This window comes from Rhodopirellula sp. J20-39, assembly GCF_057365095.1.
The window spans coordinates 4,398,771-4,417,124 of the sequence record NZ_CP195123.1 but is presented as its reverse complement, the minus strand read 5'-3'; the positions used below and the strand labels follow the sequence as shown (position 1 = coordinate 4,417,124).

Here is an 18,354-nt window from a genome sequence, read left to right as displayed (position 1 = left end):
ACGCTTTCGCATTTGCGCGTTCGACACCAAGGAGTCGGACGCGTTTTTTGTGCGCAAAGTCGCTCTTCAGGGACGTGCCGAGGCGACGAATCCGTTGTGTCGGAGTTCCGCGGAGGTTGCGTAGCCTTGTCCGCTGCGTTTAAGGGGTAGGTTCGATGGAGAGGGCGGTTGAGTTTGACTTGCGGTGTGGGGTGCGCTGCATTGCCAACGTGGCGTTGGGAATGCGTATACTGTCGCACGCGCTGCTGCGTCCTGCCTTATCCCCCTTCCCATTCGACCGGTTCTGACACGATGCCGACTCCTATTGATTTTGCGAATTTGATTGGTTCGTTGCGTGGGGATCTGTATACCGATGAACTGACACGTCGTCTGTACTCGACCGACGCCTCGGCTTACCAAGAGATGCCGGTGGCGGTAGCGATTCCAAGGACGGAAAACGATATAGCGATTCTGATCGAGTTCGCCAACAAGCATGGCGTTGGATTGATCCCGCGAACGGCAGGAACGTCGCTGGCCGGTCAAGTCGTTGGTTCGGGGATTGTCGTCGACGTATCGAAGCACTTTACGAAGGTGTTGGAAATCAACACCGAGGAAGGTTGGGTGCGAGTCCAACCGGGTGTGATTCGAAATGAATTGAACGCCGTCTTGGCCAAACACGGACTTACGTTCGGCCCGGAAACGTCGACTCAGAATCGTGCCATGATGGGAGGCATGGTGGGAAACAATTCGTGTGGTTCCAATTCAATCCATTACGGCAGTACACGAGACCACTTAATCGAGGTTCGGGGATTCTTATCGGACGGCTCGGCGGTGGTTTTCCATGAAATGTCGACAGAGCTATTTCAGGAAAAGTGCGATGGGCCGGAGTGCCTTGAGACGACATTGTATCGTCATGTCCGTGAACGTCTCGGAGACCAGGAGATTCGACAAGAGATCGCTCGGCAGTTCCCCAAACCCGGCATCCGGCGGCGTAATACCGGATACGCGATCGATTGTTTGATGGACGCTTCGGTGTTGGATGAATCATCGACGAACGATTTCAACTTTTGCAAGTTGATCGCTGGCAGCGAAGGAACGCTGATGTTCGTGACGGAAATGAAGTTGCACGTGGATCCGCTTCCGCCGCCTATCTCGGGTCTGCAGTGCAGTCACTTCGACAGTATTGCCGACGCGTTGCAGGCGACACTGATTGCGGTCAAGCAAAATGTCTTCGCTTGTGAGTTGATCGACCACAACATTTTGGAGTGCACCAAACGCAGTATCGAGCACAGTAAAAATCGCTTCTTCATCGAAGGTATGCCGAAGGCGATCTTGGTGACCGAGGTGCGTGGCCAGACCGAAGCGGAAGTGAAAGCGATCCACGATGCGAGCGCGGCAGCAATGCAATCGGCTGGGTTGGGTTACGCCTACCCGATCTTGTTCGGCAACGATGCATTGCGAGTTTGGGAACTTCGTAAGGCTGGGTTGGGATTACTTGGGAATGTCCCAGGTGACGATAAGGCTGTGCCTGTGGTCGAAGACACCGCGGTGGCGGTTTCGGATCTGCCTGACTACATCGCGGAGTTCAACCAGGTACTGAACGACCAGTTCGGACTTCAGTGTGTGCACTACGCGCATGCAGGGTCTGGTGAAATCCACCTGCGTCCGATTATCAATCTGAAAACCAGCGAAGGCCAACGGCTTTTCTACGAAGTTGCTCAAACGGTCGCTGGTTTGGTCAAGAAGTACGGCGGATCGTTATCTGGTGAACATGGTGACGGTCGATTGCGGGGTGAGTTCTTGCAGCAAATGATCGGCAAGGCGAACTACGATCTGGTCGTTGAGTTCAAGCGAACATGGGACCCCAACGGGATCTTGAACCCAAATAAGATCGTGGATACCCCACGCATGAACGAGCAGTTGCGTTACCGATCCGATGCGCCAGAGCGTTCGATTGAAACCGTGTTCAATTTTTCTGCGCAGCAAGGAATTCTGCGGGCTGCGGAGATGTGCAACGGCAGTGGTGATTGTCGCAAGACTCATCTGGCTGGTGGCGTGATGTGCCCCAGTTACATGGCTACGCGCAACGAAAAGGACACAACCCGGGCACGAGCGAACACGCTGCGGCAAATTCTCACATCATCCACTGCCGCGAATCCGTTCGATCATCCGGATTTACATGATGTGATGGATTTGTGTTTGTCGTGCAAAGGGTGCAAATCCGAATGTCCGTCGACGGTGGACATGGGCAAAATGAAAGCGGAGTTCTTGCAGCACTACCAAGATGCCAACGGCATACCGATGCGTTCTCGAATAGTCGCCGGGTACGCTCGCAGTCAGTCGTTTGCAGCAAAATTGCCGTGGTTATGGAACGGTGCATTTGGCGTCACGCCGGTCCGTCGACTACTCAACCGCGCTATCGGATTTCACCCTGACCGATCCATTCCTCGCGTGGCTTCCTTAACATTGTCGAAGTGGTATCATCGCAACCAACCGAAGCCCAATCCAGATCGCAAGCGGCTTGGTACGGTGTGCTTGTTTGCGGACGAGTTCACCAACTATGGCGATCCTCAAATTGGTATCGCTTTGGTCCAATTGTTGAACCATCTCGGCTACCACGTTTCCATTCCGCCGTTTCGAGAGAGTGGTCGCAGTCATTTATCCAAGGGAATGTTGAGAGAGGCACAAAAGCTAGCACGCTACAACGTTGGTATGCTCGCCAAGCATGTCGATGACGACGTTCCGTTGATCGGGATTGAACCATCGGCCATTTTGACCTTCCGCGATGAGTATCCGGACTTAGTTGGGCCAGAAATGATCGACGACGCAATTCGTTTGGCAGGAAGGTGCTTCACGTTTGAAGAATGGTTCGCGGCGGAAATTGACCAAGGACGTATTTCACCGAATGATTTCACGTCCGAAACGAAGCGGGTTTGGGTGCATGGCCATTGTCACCAAAAGGCTCTTAGTGACGTGGCTCTTACGCAAAAGTGCCTTGCGTTGCCTAGCAATTTCCAGGCAAACGTGATTCCCAGCGGTTGTTGCGGCATGGCAGGTTCGTTTGGTTACGAAGCGGAGCACTACGAGATCTCGATGCAGATTGGCGAGATGGTGTTGTTCCCCGCCGTGCGGTCGGCTGCGTCAGGCGATTTGATTGCCGCAGCGGGAACGTCGTGTCGTCATCAGATTCACGATGGTACACAGCGACACGCGAAGCATCCCATTGAAATTCTCTGGGACGCGGCGGTTGTTTGATGCAACTGGTTCAATAATTCCTGGTCGGCGATATCATCTAGCGGTACCGGAGTCCTTTCCGTCTGATGAAGGACGCTGTTTCCGGTTTCGTTTGAACGACACTCTGCCGAACTATTATGCCGCTGACCTTGTTTGATACTCACGCTCACCTGAACACCGACGCCTTCGATGGTTGTGTTGATGAAGTGGTTGAGCGGTCCAAGCAAGCGGGCGTCACCGGGATCGCGATCATTGGGATCGATGTCGCGACCAGTCGTCGTGCATGCGAGTTAGCGGCCGAGTACCCGGGATACTTGCACGCCGTGGTTGGGATTCAGCCCAATAGCGCCAATGAAGCCAAGGCCGATGACTTTGCGGTAATCGAACAGCTCGTGTCCGAGCCGGGCGTGCGTGGAATTGGCGAGACCGGTTTGGATTGTTATTGGGATGACACTCCGATCGAACTTCAGCACGATTATTTTGACCGCCATTTGGAGTTGGCTCGCCAAACGGATCTGCCCATCGTGATTCACATGCGGGAAAGTTGTGAGCTGGTGATTGAGCAGCTTCGTCGCCAAAAACCGACGGTTCCGCACTGCGTTATGCATTCTTTCACCGGCACCGCCGATCAGGCCAAAGCGTGTTTGGATCTGGGGTTGATGATCAGTTTCGCTGGAATGGTGACCTTCAAAAAGAGCGACGAGCTGCGTGAGGTCGCCAAGATGGTGCCAGATGATCGGATTTTGGTCGAAACCGATTCGCCGTACTTATCGCCGGAACCGTTGCGGGGGAAACGGCCCAACGAGCCCGCTCGGGTCGAACACACGTTGCGTGCGATCGCTACCGTCCGAGGCATCTCGGCAGAAAAATTGGCTGAAATCACAACCGCCAACGCAAAACGATTCTTCCAGTTGGCCTGAGCGTTGGCTCATTTCGCTGGTCCGACCACTATTAGCCACCCCTTTTTTGCATCCTTAGGGAAATTCGATGTCTGTTGAAATAACCGCCGTCTATCAAGGCGATCTGCATTGCCAGGCGACTCATGGACCCAGCGGCAAGACGCTCGATACGGACGCTCCGACGGACAACGGTGGCCGAGGTGAGTCGTTTTCGCCGACCGATTTGGTCGCCACGGCGCTAGGCACATGCGTGTTGACGATCATCGGTCTGGTCGCCAAACGCCATGAAATCGACCTTTCGGGGACTCAGGTTCACGTCACCAAAGAGATGATCACTGCCCCCGTTCGGCGAATTGGCAAGCTAACGACCGTGGTGACTTTGCCAGAAACGCTGGAATTGGAGCCCGCGATGCGGGAGCGTCTGGAAACGGCCGCGAAGCATTGCCCCGTGCATCAAAGCCTGCATCCGGACATTGATGCTCCAATCGAGTTTCGTTAAAAAAATTGCGCAAACTGCGGTTTCCCCCGAAAACCCCACCTCCAGGCTGGCTAGCTTGTGGTCGGGCAATCATACTTTGCTGGCAATAGTAAACCGACTCACCTGATCGCCTGAGAAAATTTGGCCATGAAACCGTCCGACCTCGTCATTTCCGGTGTCGGTATGGTTTCCTCAATCGGGATCGGACGCGAACCCTATTCCAAATCGCTGTTAGACGGTTCGAGCGGCGTCATCAAGCTCGACGACGTGGATCCTCAATCCCCTGAGCAGGCCGGGATGGAGCACCTTTGTCGACAATACGCGTTGATTGACGGCAAGGCGGTGTTGGACGAACGTACCGCGGTCGCGGCGCCGATCTTGGATTTCGACGCCAAGCAGTTCGTCAAGCCGCGAAAAGCTTTGAAGGTGATGTGCCGAGAGATTCAAACGGCGTATGCCGCTTCCAGTCTCGCGATCAGCGACGCCGATCTGGACGGCTACCTGCCCGCCGTCAGTCCTGAACAATCCGATTACGAAGATGGCGGGAAGATCGCTAACGAGCGAATCGGTACCGTTTTCGGAAGCGAAATGCTTTACGGCCCGCCTTCGGAATTGGCCGATGCGTTTGCCGCCTGCATTGATGCCGATGGAAACGTGGACACCAACCGGTTCGGCGAGGCTGCCGTTCGCGGGATCACGCCGCTTTGGTTGCTGAAGTACCTACCCAACATGCCGGCCTGTCACGTCGGAATCGTTGCCGGTGCCCATGGTCCGAACAACACGGTCACCGTCGGCGACACATCTGGGCCGGCCGCGTTCATGGAAGGGTGTGGGTATCTCACTCGGGATATCGCGGACTTCATGATTGTCAGTGCCGCGGGCAGCCGCCTAAACGCCACCCGAGCTTTGTTCACCGAAGATCAACCACTGGCGACGGTCCGCGAGCCGGCATCGGGATCCAGTCGTCCACATGCCAATGACGCGGATGGCTTCGTCCGAGGCGAAGCCGCAGCGGGTTTAATTCTGGAACGAAGCGAGACCGCCAAGTCTCGTGGTTGCAAGCCGATCGCGAAGGTTCTCGGTTACGCGTCACGCTTTATTGCTTCGGAGTCTTTCAAAAGTGGCGAGCGAACCGCAGAGATTCGGCCGGACGCCGGTCGCGGATCTACCGCCGCTATTGTTGCTGCGATGCAAGGTGCACTCGCGATGGCGGGCGTGTCAGCCGACTCCTTAGGTGCGATCGTCGGTCACGGGTTCGGCGATCCGATCATCGATGCTTGTGAACGCGAAGCGATCGGACAAGTTGCCGGTGATGTGCCAGTCGCTTTACCGGCCAGCGTGCTGGGGCATACCAGTGCCGCCAGTGGCATGATGGGCTTGGTCAGTGCTTGCGTGATTCTTCAATCCAATCAAATTCCACCGGTGGAGTACGCGGACTCCTGTCATGCGGGACTGAACGTGTCCGATCAAGCACGCGAACTTGACAAGCCGTTCGTGATGGCGATCGCCCACACGTCGCCTGGCAACGCGACGGCGATTCTTCTGGGCCGATAAAGCTCGTCTGCCGCGATAACGCGACATTACCTGTAGCGTTCAATCAGTCGATGGTGCCGTTGATGTACTTTTGCGCCGATTCCCAGGTTTGCATCGCGATGCCGTTGCCGATTTGGCGTCCATTCAAGTCGCCGTCATCGAAATGAATGCCGCCATAGATCCGTGACACACCTGCTTCGTCCGCAGCGTCTCGAAACGTGTCCCAAGCCAGTGTGACTGGTTCGGCGGGAACATGGCCGGCTTCAAAACGAGACGATCCCGCTTCAAAGGTTACCGAGGCGCCGAAGTCGTCGTCGCCGGTGAACAGTTCGAGGATTGTTGCCCCGGCAGCACTGAAGCCACTGTGGCCGGACGTGTATTCGGCAAAGGGCGGCGAAGGATCGCTGCCGGGTGTTTGGTAAGTCAGGAAGTCCGTCGCAAGAATCGATTCCGTGCCGCCCCCGGGAACCCAAGCGTCGATCACCCAGCCCGCTTGTTCGGCTGAATACGTTCCAATTAGCCCCAATTCGCCTAGCGTACGAATCGCACGGACCGGCCGAGCGTAGTCGTAATAGGTTTTCGCTTCCCAGGTCGCGATCCCGGAATTGAAGATTGCGTTGGCAAGGACAAAGAACATCTGCGCGTCGTCATCAATCGAATGTTCGTCTCGGGCCGAAACATAGTGGCCGAACGACATCCAGGTTCCCGGTGGGAACGAGGTCCCCGACGCGTCCTCCCAGAATTCAGCGATCAGCTTTTGTTCGTCGGTCAGATCCGCACTCGCTTGGACGATTCGTTCCGCCTGTTCGATGTACGCGGGATTGATGATCGTTCCCACCAACGAAGCGTCAATGTCGAGAACGGTTCCGTCAGTCAAAGTGATCTGTTTCGCGGACACGTCCACTGTGCCGTCGACCAACAAGAATGGTTCTGGCGCAACCGGACGATACACCGTCACGTCATCGATTCCAAACGGAGTGACGGTTCCCCAGTGCGGGGTAAGGAAATTCTGGATCCGTAGGTGATCGGCGTCATCGGGTGGAACGCCGATCGGAACATTTTCGGGCGTCCAGAAGTCTAGGTTGTCGACACCGTCAACGGGATTGGATGGTTGATACGATGACGTGTTCGAATAGGGGACGCCAGCAGTCCCGTTAACGCTATCGCCTAATTGATTGGAACCATCGTCGTGCCGCTGTTCCAAAATTTTGTCGCCGAAGGTGTTGCCGATGCCAACCGGTGTGGTGGTGTCTCGTGTCTCGTTAAGCGGATTCAGGCCCAGTTGTGACATCACAAGGTCGAACTGGTTGACCTCGGTGGGGAACAAGTCGGATAGCACGCGGTATGCCGCGTAGCTCATCGCGATGGTCTTGTTATCGGTGGTGTTTTCAACCTGCGGTCGCTGTAGTGTGTCGGCCATCGTGGTTGATGCCGCGTCGAGATCGTAGGCCGACCACGCATCGAACATCGCCGTATGCAGAATTGCGTACGCCCTCGATGCGATCGTAGGTCCAGGTGATGTCATGACGACAGCGTACTGGACTGCGTTGTCCCAAACGACCGATAACGTCGGTTGCTCTGTTTCGACCGATACGTATTGTGTATCCGGATCCACGGTTAGTGTGAACCGTTTGGTTAACGCGACTTGGGTTCCGTCGTCCACAACATTTCCGGCCGGATCGCACACGGCGGTCGGCAAGACAACATCGTAAGTACCGATGGCCAGCGGCGAGCTAAGTTTGAACGTGAGCCGATTGGGCTCGGTGAACTCGATGCCGATGACGCTCGAAGACGGCGTGTCTTGGCCAATCGGAGTGATCCGAATCAACGCAGGATCGAGATTCGAAACATCCGCTGCCAGAGGTTCGTTGAAGACAAGTGAAAGCTGATCGCCGCTGTCATTGAAAGTTGTCTTCGGATCGTCATGCATTGCCGTGGGCGACGTTCGATCCAGGTAGATTTCGAACTGGATGCTGTCCTCGCTTCCGTCCAGTCCCACCTTCACGGTGTGCATTCCATCAGGCAGCGGTTGGCCTAATAGCGAATCAATAACCGCGGCGTCTAAGACAGTGTGATCCCCCGTCGCGTAAGCCTCAGTGCCAGCTAAACGTTGATCGTTGATCTGGATCCAAATGCCCGACTGGGAGCTGACCTTAATCTCCAGACCGATATCTTGCGTTTGAAGGTCGTGGTTGGTGGTTTGAGCGATTGCAGTGTCATTGATCAACCGAGACGCGATGACAGGATGATCGCTGTTGAGTTGATTGATGATCTGAAGCGCGTCTAGCGCGGTTAAGAAGTTGTCACCGCTGACGTCAGGGAAGAGTTCGATCCCGGTTTGTCCATTGGTCGGAATGATCGCGTCTGGGGCTTGGTTCAGCAGGCTCGTAACCTGTTGAACGTCCTCAAGAGAAACTTGCAGATCGAGATCCACGTCCAGGGGTTGGTAGGGCGACTGAAAATCGGCGGCCAGCAAGGTTCGGGAATCGAGTCGTTCGATCGTCGGCGTTCGAAAACGGACTGTTTTTTTGCCAAACATGGACCGGCTCGGCGGAGGGTACGAGGAAATGCCAGAGCGTTGGCATCGCGGGAAGTCTTGAATTTCGGGACTATACAGATCTCAGCGGGTCACCTCCATGCCGAAGATGGAGCGTTTTGGGTGATCTGGGCGATTTGCGGGGCTCGAATCCTTCATTCGCGGCTGCCAGGACGCTCAGATGCGGATTTTGTTGAATTTTTCGATCAGAACCATCCGCATGACCTAGGTTTGGATGTCGACGGTCGCTTGTTCGCCGCATCTTCGACGTTTTGACATAGGCGTTCGAGGGGCAATCATGATTCAACTAACCGATCGTGCATCGGCACCGTCGCGGATGTGCGGTTTAGCAGACCGCATTTGCCACGGCGCGAGCCTGGAAGACACTTTGGATTACGTCTACGACGCATTTCAAGGGCTGATTCCCTACGACCGTATTGGCTACGCCGAAATCGACGAACAATGCGAGTATGCCACTGCGAGATGGTCGCGGTCGGAAGATCCGGTTCGCCTTCGCACCGGCTATTCCGCCAAGCTAGCAACGTCGTCGCTGTCACTGGTGATCACGCACCGCAAACCACGGATGCTAAACGATCTTCGTGCGTACCTAGAAAATCATCCAAAATCACGCTCGACTTTGTTGATTGTTAAAGAAGGCATTCAATCGTCGTTGACTTGCCCGTTGTTTGTTGGCGGCATCCCGATTGGCTTCTTGTTCTTTAGCAGTAAGCAGACCGACGCTTACACCGACGATCATGTTCGTTTGCTAAAAGAAGTCACGGGGCAGTTAGCCGTCGCAATTTTGGCAACCGACGTTCTGGACTTTTGCAATTCAAAAGAAAGTTCGACGGAAGACGCTCAGGACCAATCGGCCAGTCAGTCTGTCTTTGGCGATCTCGGGCCCGGCGTAGTTTTACGGCGGATGCGACGTCGCAGTCGATTGAGGTCACATGCGAGCCAGGTCTCGGATTGCGATTCGCAAAAAGATTTCGCATCATCACCTGCGATTCTCGATACGCTCAAGGGCCGAAACGGTCTCGTGCTGCCGATCTCTGCACTGAAACCAGACATGACGATCGCAAGATCGATCCGGCGTGCTGACGGAATGCTGTTGCTTTCCGAAGGTGCGAAGTTGTCCACCGTTTGGATCGAACGCCTCGCCAAAATGTACGATTCCGGCGAATTGTCCGAGTGGCAAGTTTTGGTCCAGCAACCATAACGATCAAATTATATTTCGTTCTCCGGCGTGGTTCACATCAGTGAACCTCAGCGACGCCCGACAGAGCGGCAATCCGCCACATGACGCTGACGACGTTTTTTGTCCGCGTGCGGGATGCCGCTCTTGAGGGTTCGTCGAAGGAACAACGTGCCAACGCATGTACGTGCTTCGTTTGGCCTAAATAGGTGTGGGACGCGTGAGCCGGTAGTTCGAAGCGGGACAGAACTCACGGCACATTCGGTGCTTCGTCCCCCGGTTGCGTCTCGGTGTGGCAACAAGGAATAATGGAGCGTTTGGCACCTCCTTCCCTTTTCTAAGTCACCCGATGCCCGCGAACACTGAAGCTTTCGGTACCACCACTGATGGACGTCCTGTCGAGAAGATAACTTTGACCAACCGTCAAGGTAATCGAGTCACCGTCATGAACTGGGGCGCGTCGCTATTGGAGGTCGAAGTACCGGATCGTGACGGCAAGCTGGCCAACGTGAACTTGGTGTTTGATTCCATCGAACGCTATCTGAACCCGCACCCTGGTTTTGGAAGTTCGATTGGCCGCTTTTGTAACCGAATCGGTAATGCCCAGTTCACGATCGACGGAACCGAGTATCACGTCACCAAGAATCACGGCAAGCATTGTTTGCATGGTGGCGACAACAACTTTTCGCACAAGCTTTGGACCACCGAGATCCTGGCTGATGATCCCGAGAAGGGGCAAGGCGTCCGCTACTCGCTAGTCAGTCCCGATGGTGACGAGGGTTTCCCAGGCGAGGTCACGGTCACGACGGAGTATCGCTGGAATGATGCGAATGAATTGGTGATTGAGTATGCCGCAACCACGACGGCACCAACCCATGTGAACTTGACCAACCACGCTTATTGGAATTTGGCTGGTGTGGGTTCCGGTTCAGCCGTGAATCACGTCGCACAAATCTACTCAAGCGAAATCCTCGACGTCGACGACGATTTGATCCCGACGGGAAAAATTGGTTCAGTCAAAGACACGCCGTTTGATTTCTTGACCGCTGAAACGTTCGCCAAGCGAATCGATCAATTGCCCGAGACGAAAGGCTATGACCACTGCTATGTGGTCGACGGGTCCGCGGGAACCTTGCGGAAGGCGGCGCGAGTGGTCGATCCATCAAGCGGTCGAGTGCTGGAGATCGAAACCACCCAGCCCGCCATGCAGCTCTACACCGCTAACCATTTATCCGGTGACGAGCATACCGCTGGGCATGCCGGTCATGATGCGTTTTGTTTAGAAACCCAGCATCATCCCGATGCTCCCAACCACCCTGGATTCCCAACGACCTTGTTGCGTCCAGAGGGTTCGATTTGTGAAACAACAGTGCACCGATTTTTGGTCGACTGAACCTGAACGGGATGTTCGAACTTGAGCGAAGAGAATCCATTCTTCGAATCCGATCCCGCCGCCAAGCCGGAGTCTGAGCGACCGGTGCAGCGGGCCGGTGAGGTCGATATCAACCCGTATTCGCCTACCGCCCAGGTCAGCGAACCCGCCGCTGACAACGATGCAGAGAAAACTCGCCGGTTTCATCTGCGGCACGAGGTTTCCGTCAAATCGATCGGTTCGCTTTACATCATCGGAGCCGGCATGTTGGCCCTTGCCGGTTCGCTGTTGGTGCTGAATCCCCGGGAATTCGGTAACGTATCGACGCAAGGTTACTTGTGTCTGGTGCTGGCGGTCATCCAGTTCACGACCGCAATCGGGCTGTACGCATTACGACCTTGGGCCAGGGTTTGTGCGGTGATCCTGAGCTTACTCGGGTTGATCGTCTTTCCCATTGGCACGCTATTTTCTGTCTACTTCTTGTACCTGCTGCTGAGCCGAAAGGGCTCTGTTGTCTTTTCCGAGAGCTACAAGGAAGTGATCGCTGCGACACCTCACGTGCGGTACAAGACCTCAAAGGCGGTTTGGTTCGTACTGATCCTCTTCCTAGGACTGATCACGTTGGCGGTGGCCGGCGTCTTCATTGGTTAGTCCGTAGCCGGATAACTTGAATGTCGATGACCGAGTCAAAAGCCATTGATCCTGTGTGCGGGATGCGTGTTGATACATCGACATCGCTTCACGTTCGTCACGCCGAAGACGATTACTATTTTTGCAGCTCCGGTTGTCAGGCGAAGTTCCAAGCCGACCCGGTTGGCGTTTTAGCAAAACATCAAGAGCGGCACGCCAGTCGAGCCGAAGGTACGGCATCGAGTGGACTGCCGATTCAAATGGAATCCGCTGGGGCGGATGCACCCAAAAGTTGTTGCGGCTGTGGAAGCGATGATCGAAAGTCGGGCACTTCGAGCCATAGCCGATCACCCGCTGCTGGAACAGCCAAGCCGGATGCGATTTATACCTGTCCGATGCACCTTGAGATTGAACAGGTCGGCCCTGGGGACTGCCCAATTTGCGGGATGGATTTGGAGCCCAAGTTCGTTGATCCCGCAAGTAACGATGATGAACAGTATCGCGACATGCAGCGGCGATTTTGGTGGTCGTTCGTCTTTACCGTTCCATTGTTCACGATTGCGATGGCACCCATGGTCGGCATCCGGGTGCATGATTGGATTCCCCCCAAAGTCGACGGCTGGTTGCAGTTCGTCCTCGCCACCGTTGTTGTGTTTGGCTGTGGTTGGCCGCTGCTGATCCGCGGAGCAAAATCGTTTCGTAGCCTTAACCTAAACATGTTCTCACTGATTGCCGTTGGTAGTTTGGCGGCGTACTTCTTCAGTGTGGTTGGCGTCGCGGCGCCAAGCGTTGTGCCGGAGGCGTTCTTCGAAAACGGTTCTCCGCCCCTGTATTTCGAAGCTGCGTCGGTGATCATCACGCTTGTCTTGTTGGGACAGGTGCTGGAACTTCGTGCCCGACAGCAAACCGGCGGCGCCATTCGCGAGCTGATGGAACTGGCTCCCGCGACGGCGCACCGAGTGACCGCTGATGGTGAAAGCGACGTGGCGTTGGCTGACGTCGTCAAAGGAGATCACTTGCGAGTCCGACCGGGCGAGAAGGTGCCCGTCGACGGTCGTCTTGTCAGCGGCCAAAGTAGCGTTGATGAGTCCATGTTGACAGGCGAGCCTTATCCGGTGAACAAGGTTGCCGACGACACGGTGACCGGCGGTACGCTCAACCAAACGGGAGCTTTTGTGATGGAGGCGGTCGGCGTAGGAAATGAAACGGTGTTGAGCCGGATCGTGCAGATGGTCGCCGAGGCGCAGCGCAGTCGTGCACCGATTCAGAAGCTAGTCGACACGGTGGCTCAGTACTTTGTACCTACGGTAATTGTCTGTTCGATCGCTGCGTTCGTTGGTTGGGCGGTGTGGGGACCGGAACCACAACTGGCACACGCATTCGTTGCCGCCGTCGCGGTGTTGATCATCGCGTGCCCGTGCGCACTCGGTCTAGCGACGCCCATGTCGGTTATGGTGGGAGTAGGACGAGGCGCGAAAGAAGGCGTGCTGATTAAGAACGCGGAAGTGCTTGAATTGCTGACCGAAATCGATGTGCTCGTCGTCGACAAAACTGGAACACTAACGCAAGGACGCCCAGAGCTTACTTCCGTATCGACGTTTGGCGATTGGAGTGAAACGGAAGTGTTACAGTATGCAGCGGCCGTGGAGAGCCATAGCGAGCATCCGCTGGCGCATTCCGTGGTGCGCCGTGCAAGAGCGGAAGATGTCGCGATTTCGGATGCAACCGATTTTTCGAGTGATACCGGCAGTGGTGTGCAGGCGAGTGTTGATGGAAAGCAGGTGTTGATCGGTAAGTCTGCCTTTCTAACGGATCACGGCATTGCGGTCTCTGACGAAGTTCCAGCGGACATGACTGGTTCTTCAACTGCAGCGTCGGCGGCGGTTGCGACGCTGGTTTATGTGGCAATCGACGGTGAACATGCAGCAACGCTCGCGATTAGTGATCCAATCAAGACGACGACGCCCGACGCACTGGCGGAACTGAAAGACCTAGGGATTCGTGTTGTCATGCTCACGGGCGATGCAGAACGGACCGCTGAACAAATTGCTGGCCAACTTGGCATCGATGAGTACCAATCAGGGGTCTCGCCGAGTGACAAACACCGCTTCGTCGAAGAACTGAAAGGCAAGGGATTGCGAGTCGCGATGGCGGGCGACGGAATTAACGACGCCCCCGCGTTGGCCGCAGCCGACGTCGGGATTGCGATGGGAACCGGGGCGGGGGTGGCGATTGAATCGGCGGGGGTGACGTTGGTCGGTGGCGATCTTCGGGGCGTCGTCGCTGCGATCAACCTGAGCCGGAAAACGATGCGAAACATTCGCCAGAATTTGTTTTTCGCGTTTGTATACAACGCTTTGGGCATTCCGGTTGCCGCTGGCTTGCTGTATCCCATTTTGGGCGTGCTGCTGAGTCCCATGATCGCGGCGGCGGCGATGAGCTTTTCGAGTGTATCGGTAATCGGAAATGCACTTCGGTTGCGAATGGTGAAGTTGGTCGACGGATGATTCTGGTCCTGTGACGCGGAGTCGTCTTCGTTTGGACGACGGGTGATCCCACGTTGTCACGCGCTATCGTTTCACGTTACAACGGGGGGATATTCAACCGCGGAACCGAACGTGACCTGAGGAAATAGCATGGGCCTTTTTGATTTCATTCAATCAGAATTGATTGATATCGTCGAATGGATCGACGACACCAAACACACACTCGTTTGGCGATTTCCTCGACACGACAACGAAATCAAGAATGGCGCGCAACTGATCGTCCGTCCTGGTCAGATGGCGGTGTTCGTCTACCAAGGCGAAATCGCCGACGTATACCCACCGGGCCACTACGAACTGACCACGGCAAACATGCCGGTGATGACATCTTTGCAAGGATGGAAGTACGGGTTTGACAGTCCGTTCAAGGCGGAAGTGTATTTCGTCAGCACCACTCAGATTACTGACATGAAATGGGGAACACCGAACCCGATCATGTTGCGTGATCCGGAGTTCGGCCCGATCCGTTTGCGTGCGTTCGGAACCTATTCGCTGAAGGCGGTTGAACCGAAAGCGTTGCTGAAGGAAATCGTTGGCACCGACGGTGATTTCAGTTCCGACGATATCAACACGTTCATGCGGTCGATGATTCAAAGCACGTTCGCGGACTTGCTTGGTAGCTCGCAGATCGCGGCTTTGGACTTGGCAAGTAATTATCAGTCGCTTGGCGAAAGTCTTCGCAAACGGGTCGTTGAGCGAATCGATGATGAATATGGTTTGGATTGCCCGGAGCTATTCATCGTCAATATTTCATTGCCCGAATCGGTCGAGAAGGCACTCGACACACGCACCAGTATGGGTGTGATTGGTGATCTGAACCGATACCAACAATACCAAATGGGCCAAGCCATGACGGCGGCCGCCGAGGGTGGTGGCGGAGGCGGCGCGGCCGACGGTTTGGGACTGGGACTGGGTGTCGCGATGGCTGGCCGAATGTTGCCGGGGGCCATGGGTGGCGCGGTGGGCGGTGTTGGTGGCGGGCAAAATCCGTCCGGCGCCGCGGGCAGTACTCCTCCGCCGCCACCACCGGCGGAAGCTTGGTACGTTGCCGTCGCCGGCGAATCCAAGGGACCGTATTCCCTGGCCCAAATTCAAGCCGGGATCGCCAGCAAAGAAATCAATCGCGAGACCCTTGTTTGGAAAGAAGGCATGCCGGTCTGGTACGCTGCAGGAACGATTGCACCGTTGTCATCGGCGTTCACGCAATCGTCTCCACCGCCAATCCCCGGCGCGTGATGCTGCGAATAGCACGACTGCTAGAGCGTTATTGAAAAGGATGTAGCCGATGTCGCCAGACTCCGGTGCTCTGAAGTCTGGCGAACTCAGCTACAAAGACCAATCACGTAACGCCCCAAAAGTAGGCCGGATGAAGAAGGCTTTGCGACGCCCATCCGGCAGGCGGATGATTGCCGGAAGGTCGCTGCGCTTGGTCCGGCCTACGATCCACAAGCTAAATTCTGGCGAACCCAGCTACCGGGATCGGGCACGTTAAATTCAAAATGTTCTAGCGGGTGAGCGTTTCTCGGGTACTCAAACGCACCCAAAAAGGTGTGTGTTTTCGGGCCGGTGGATTATTCTGGGGGGATGACGCGTTCTCCCACCAGTTCCGAAACGGCGACCAATTCGACTGCCCAAGTCGGCGACGTCCCCGGTGTGATTGCCCGCATTGCGGAACAGTCCACCAGTCGGGATGAGTTTCTGCAGCGTCTGGCATCTCAATTAGGTGAGTGGCTTTCCGCGGCCGTCGTTGCCGTCGCAGATCTGCATTGGGACCAGCCTCGCATGCTGGTGAACGATTCCAAAATCGCCGACGGCATCGATCGCCAACAAGTCCGACGATTGCTGGATGCTGCCATGCCATCGGTCACATCGACGATGATATCGAGCGTAGCCGATGGCGACATCGTGATGGCGGGCCAGCCTGTTTGTGAGTGCAACGGATTCACCGCCGAACTCTTGCCGGCGCCGCGGCGATGCAGCATGCTCGTGGTGCAAAACGAACAGTTTGAGGTTCGTGACCGATTGCCTGCGATGCGATTGTTGGCGGCTTGTGTGACGGCGGTTCAACAAACCCGATATATGTCCAAGCCCGAACCGGCGGATACCAATACTCGTTCCCACGAAGGACCGTCAAGCACATCGCTGTCAGATAACTCGCTATCCAATAGCGTCCTATCTAATGATGCTCTATCCGGCGTGGCGGGCAGCGATATCGACCGGCTGGCCAGCGTCCGCGCGACGTTGCGTGGTTTTCACGAGACACTCGATCCAACCGCAACTGCATACCGGATCGCATCGGAATTGCCTCGGTTGCTGGCCTGCGATCGTGCGGTCGTACTGTTAGCAACCTCCCGTGGTCGACGACGCAAGTACCAGGTCAAAGCGATCAGTGGATCCGCGGTTGTGGATCGTCGATCTCCACTAGTGCGTTCCATCAATCAGCTCGCCAACAAAGTTGCGGTCATGAACTCCGCAATGGTGCTTCCACCAGCGATCACCGACCACCAAGCCGCATCAGGATCGCCGGATGAGTCAGCAGGCCAGTTCGCCGTCGAGGATGCTGCAGGTTCCATGAATGATTCCTTGCCACCGCAAATCGTGGGGCCGTTGGAAGAATACCTTGACGAATCAGGCGTGCTATCGGTGGTCGTGGTTCCGGTCTACCAACAACTCGCTAACTCCAACGAACAGTCCCTCGACTCCGACGCTAAACGGGCCCCATCATTACCGCTGGCAATGTTGTTCTTAGAAACGTTCACCGGTGAGCCTTGCACAAGTGTGTCTGCGGCAACTCGTGAAATCGCAGCGGAGGCGTCCTTTGCCTTGTCCAACGCGACCCGCTATGACGATGTTTTCGCATTGCCGCTACGCCGACCGCTCGCCGGGTTGTCGCGGAGTGCGATTCGCAACTGGGGTGCCGCGTTGGCGTTGTGCATGATCGGCCTTTTGGCCGCGGCGTGGTTCATTCGCGTGGACCACACGATCATTGCGACGGGGGTTGCCCGACCTGTGGTTCGGCAGGCGATCTTTGCCTCGATTGATGGCGTCGTGGATTCGATTGAGACGCGAGACGGCGATCGAGTTTCGGCAGGTGACGCGTTGATCGAACTCAGCAATCCAGACATCCAACGTGAATCGCAATCCCTGACCGGTCAACTGGCGACCGCGACTGCAAAGCTAGCATCGTTGCGGGCGTTGCAAATATCGGGCAACGATGACCCTCGCGAGGCCGCACAGAACGCGATCGAACAACGCACGTTGCAGAACGAGATCGAAACGATCAGCCGTCGCTTGGAGATCAACAAACAAATGCAGGCGGATTTGACGATTCGCTCGCCGATCGATGGCATGGTGGTTGGCTGGCGTTTGGACGAAAAGCTGCGTTCGCGTCCAGTCAGCCGAGGTGATCGTCTGTTCGCGGTAATCCAGCCCGACGGAGAGTGGGAGTTGGATTTGAAGTTGCCTGAAGCACGTGGCGGGGAAGTGATGCAGCGTCATCAAAATGGGCAGCCATTGCCAATCCGCTTTGCGATCCAAACGCAACCCACGCAAACGTATCAAGCAACCGTCGAACGTGTTGGCGGAATCGCACGGCGCCGATCCGATGGAACCAACGTCGTCGATGTCATTGGCAAACTGCCGGCCGGATCGCTTCAAGGAATGGAAGATGACGGATTCCGAGGTGACGCCGATGTCACGGCGAAGATCGTGTGTGGGAAACGTCGCCTGATCGACAGCTGGTCAAATGAGCTAGTCGCCTGGGTTCACCGCAATATTGTCTTTCGATGGTGGTAGTAGCACGGCGGGTATGTGACCGAAGTCAGCCTTTGCAGTTGAACGTTGTGGACGAAGTGATGCGTCCCCCAATATGAAGGACTCGTAACCTCGTCCACTACGTTCAGTGCCGAATCGATCAAACTGAGGCCCGAAGCCAACTCCCTCTGATAACGCCCGT

General features: G+C 55.8%; 11 protein-coding genes. 10 read left to right on the top strand and 1 reads right to left on the bottom strand.

The features are described from left to right. Positions 1 to 291 precede the first annotated feature (291 nt). The 4 genes from ACR3ZL_RS16100 to ACR3ZL_RS16085 all read left to right on the top strand — a co-directional run bounded on the left by ACR3ZL_RS16100 (position 292) and on the right by ACR3ZL_RS16085 (position 6,144). Positions 292 to 3,234 (top strand): FAD-binding and (Fe-S)-binding domain-containing protein, encoded by a 2,943-nt coding sequence (locus ACR3ZL_RS16100; RefSeq protein ID WP_473652100.1) that lies wholly within the window; start codon positions 292 to 294, stop codon positions 3,232 to 3,234. Between the two features lie 116 nt (positions 3,235 to 3,350). Beyond that, the gene (locus ACR3ZL_RS16095; RefSeq protein ID WP_473652101.1) at positions 3,351 to 4,133 is read left to right on the top strand and encodes a TatD family hydrolase; all 783 of its coding nucleotides are present in this window, start codon (positions 3,351 to 3,353) and stop codon (positions 4,131 to 4,133) included. Positions 4,134 to 4,200: 67 nt separating this feature from the next. After that, positions 4,201 to 4,611, top strand: coding sequence for an OsmC family protein (locus ACR3ZL_RS16090; RefSeq protein ID WP_473652102.1), 411 nt, complete (start codon positions 4,201 to 4,203; stop codon positions 4,609 to 4,611). A 126-nt stretch (positions 4,612 to 4,737) separates the two neighbouring features. Next, positions 4,738 to 6,144, top strand: coding sequence for a beta-ketoacyl synthase N-terminal-like domain-containing protein (locus ACR3ZL_RS16085; protein WP_473652103.1), 1,407 nt, complete (start codon positions 4,738 to 4,740; stop codon positions 6,142 to 6,144). 43 nt (positions 6,145 to 6,187) lie between these two features. Here the strand turns inward: ACR3ZL_RS16085 and ACR3ZL_RS16080 are convergent, their stop codons facing one another. Then, on the bottom strand, positions 6,188 to 8,662 hold the full coding sequence (locus ACR3ZL_RS16080) for a DUF6851 domain-containing protein (RefSeq protein WP_486172774.1): 2,475 nt from the start codon (positions 8,660 to 8,662) through the stop codon (positions 6,188 to 6,190). Positions 8,663 to 8,957: 295 nt separating this feature from the next. Between ACR3ZL_RS16080 and ACR3ZL_RS16075 the strand changes: the two genes are divergently transcribed. The 6 genes from ACR3ZL_RS16075 (at position 8,958) to ACR3ZL_RS16050 (ending at position 18,194) form a co-directional block, all read left to right on the top strand. Further along, positions 8,958 to 9,878, top strand: coding sequence for a GAF domain-containing protein (locus ACR3ZL_RS16075; protein ID WP_473652105.1), 921 nt, complete (start codon positions 8,958 to 8,960; stop codon positions 9,876 to 9,878). Positions 9,879 to 10,203: 325 nt separating this feature from the next. Further along, a complete protein-coding gene (locus tag ACR3ZL_RS16070; protein WP_473652106.1) occupies positions 10,204 to 11,247 on the top strand; it encodes an aldose epimerase family protein in 1,044 nt (347 codons plus the stop codon). 21 nt (positions 11,248 to 11,268) lie between these two features. Beyond that, positions 11,269 to 11,877, top strand: coding sequence for a hypothetical protein (locus ACR3ZL_RS16065; RefSeq protein ID WP_473652107.1), 609 nt, complete (start codon positions 11,269 to 11,271; stop codon positions 11,875 to 11,877). Positions 11,878 to 11,897: 20 nt separating this feature from the next. Beyond that, positions 11,898 to 14,363, top strand: a complete 2,466-nt coding sequence (locus tag ACR3ZL_RS16060; protein ID WP_486172773.1) for a heavy metal translocating P-type ATPase — start codon at positions 11,898 to 11,900, stop codon at positions 14,361 to 14,363. 129 nt (positions 14,364 to 14,492) lie between these two features. Beyond that, complete coding sequence (locus ACR3ZL_RS16055; RefSeq protein ID WP_473652108.1) at positions 14,493 to 15,635, top strand: SPFH domain-containing protein; 1,143 nt, start codon at positions 14,493 to 14,495, stop codon at positions 15,633 to 15,635. A 348-nt stretch (positions 15,636 to 15,983) separates the two neighbouring features. Next, a complete protein-coding gene (locus ACR3ZL_RS16050) occupies positions 15,984 to 18,194 on the top strand; it encodes an efflux RND transporter periplasmic adaptor subunit (protein WP_473652109.1) in 2,211 nt (736 codons plus the stop codon). Positions 18,195 to 18,354 lie beyond the last annotated feature (160 nt).

Coding starts and splice junctions, on each gene's coding strand:
- ACR3ZL_RS16050 (WP_473652109.1), top strand. CDS start 15,984: ATGACGCGTTCTCCCACCAGTTCCGAAACGGCGACCAATTCGACTGCC.
- ACR3ZL_RS16075 (WP_473652105.1), top strand. CDS start 8,958: ATGATTCAACTAACCGATCGTGCATCGGCACCGTCGCGGATGTGCGGT.
- ACR3ZL_RS16100 (WP_473652100.1), top strand. CDS start 292: ATGCCGACTCCTATTGATTTTGCGAATTTGATTGGTTCGTTGCGTGGG.
- ACR3ZL_RS16095 (WP_473652101.1), top strand. CDS start 3,351: ATGCCGCTGACCTTGTTTGATACTCACGCTCACCTGAACACCGACGCC.
- ACR3ZL_RS16055 (WP_473652108.1), top strand. CDS start 14,493: ATGGGCCTTTTTGATTTCATTCAATCAGAATTGATTGATATCGTCGAA.
- ACR3ZL_RS16080 (WP_486172774.1), bottom strand. CDS start 8,662: ATGTTTGGCAAAAAAACAGTCCGTTTTCGAACGCCGACGATCGAACGA.
- ACR3ZL_RS16085 (WP_473652103.1), top strand. CDS start 4,738: ATGAAACCGTCCGACCTCGTCATTTCCGGTGTCGGTATGGTTTCCTCA.
- ACR3ZL_RS16090 (WP_473652102.1), top strand. CDS start 4,201: ATGTCTGTTGAAATAACCGCCGTCTATCAAGGCGATCTGCATTGCCAG.
- ACR3ZL_RS16060 (WP_486172773.1), top strand. CDS start 11,898: ATGTCGATGACCGAGTCAAAAGCCATTGATCCTGTGTGCGGGATGCGT.
- ACR3ZL_RS16070 (WP_473652106.1), top strand. CDS start 10,204: ATGCCCGCGAACACTGAAGCTTTCGGTACCACCACTGATGGACGTCCT.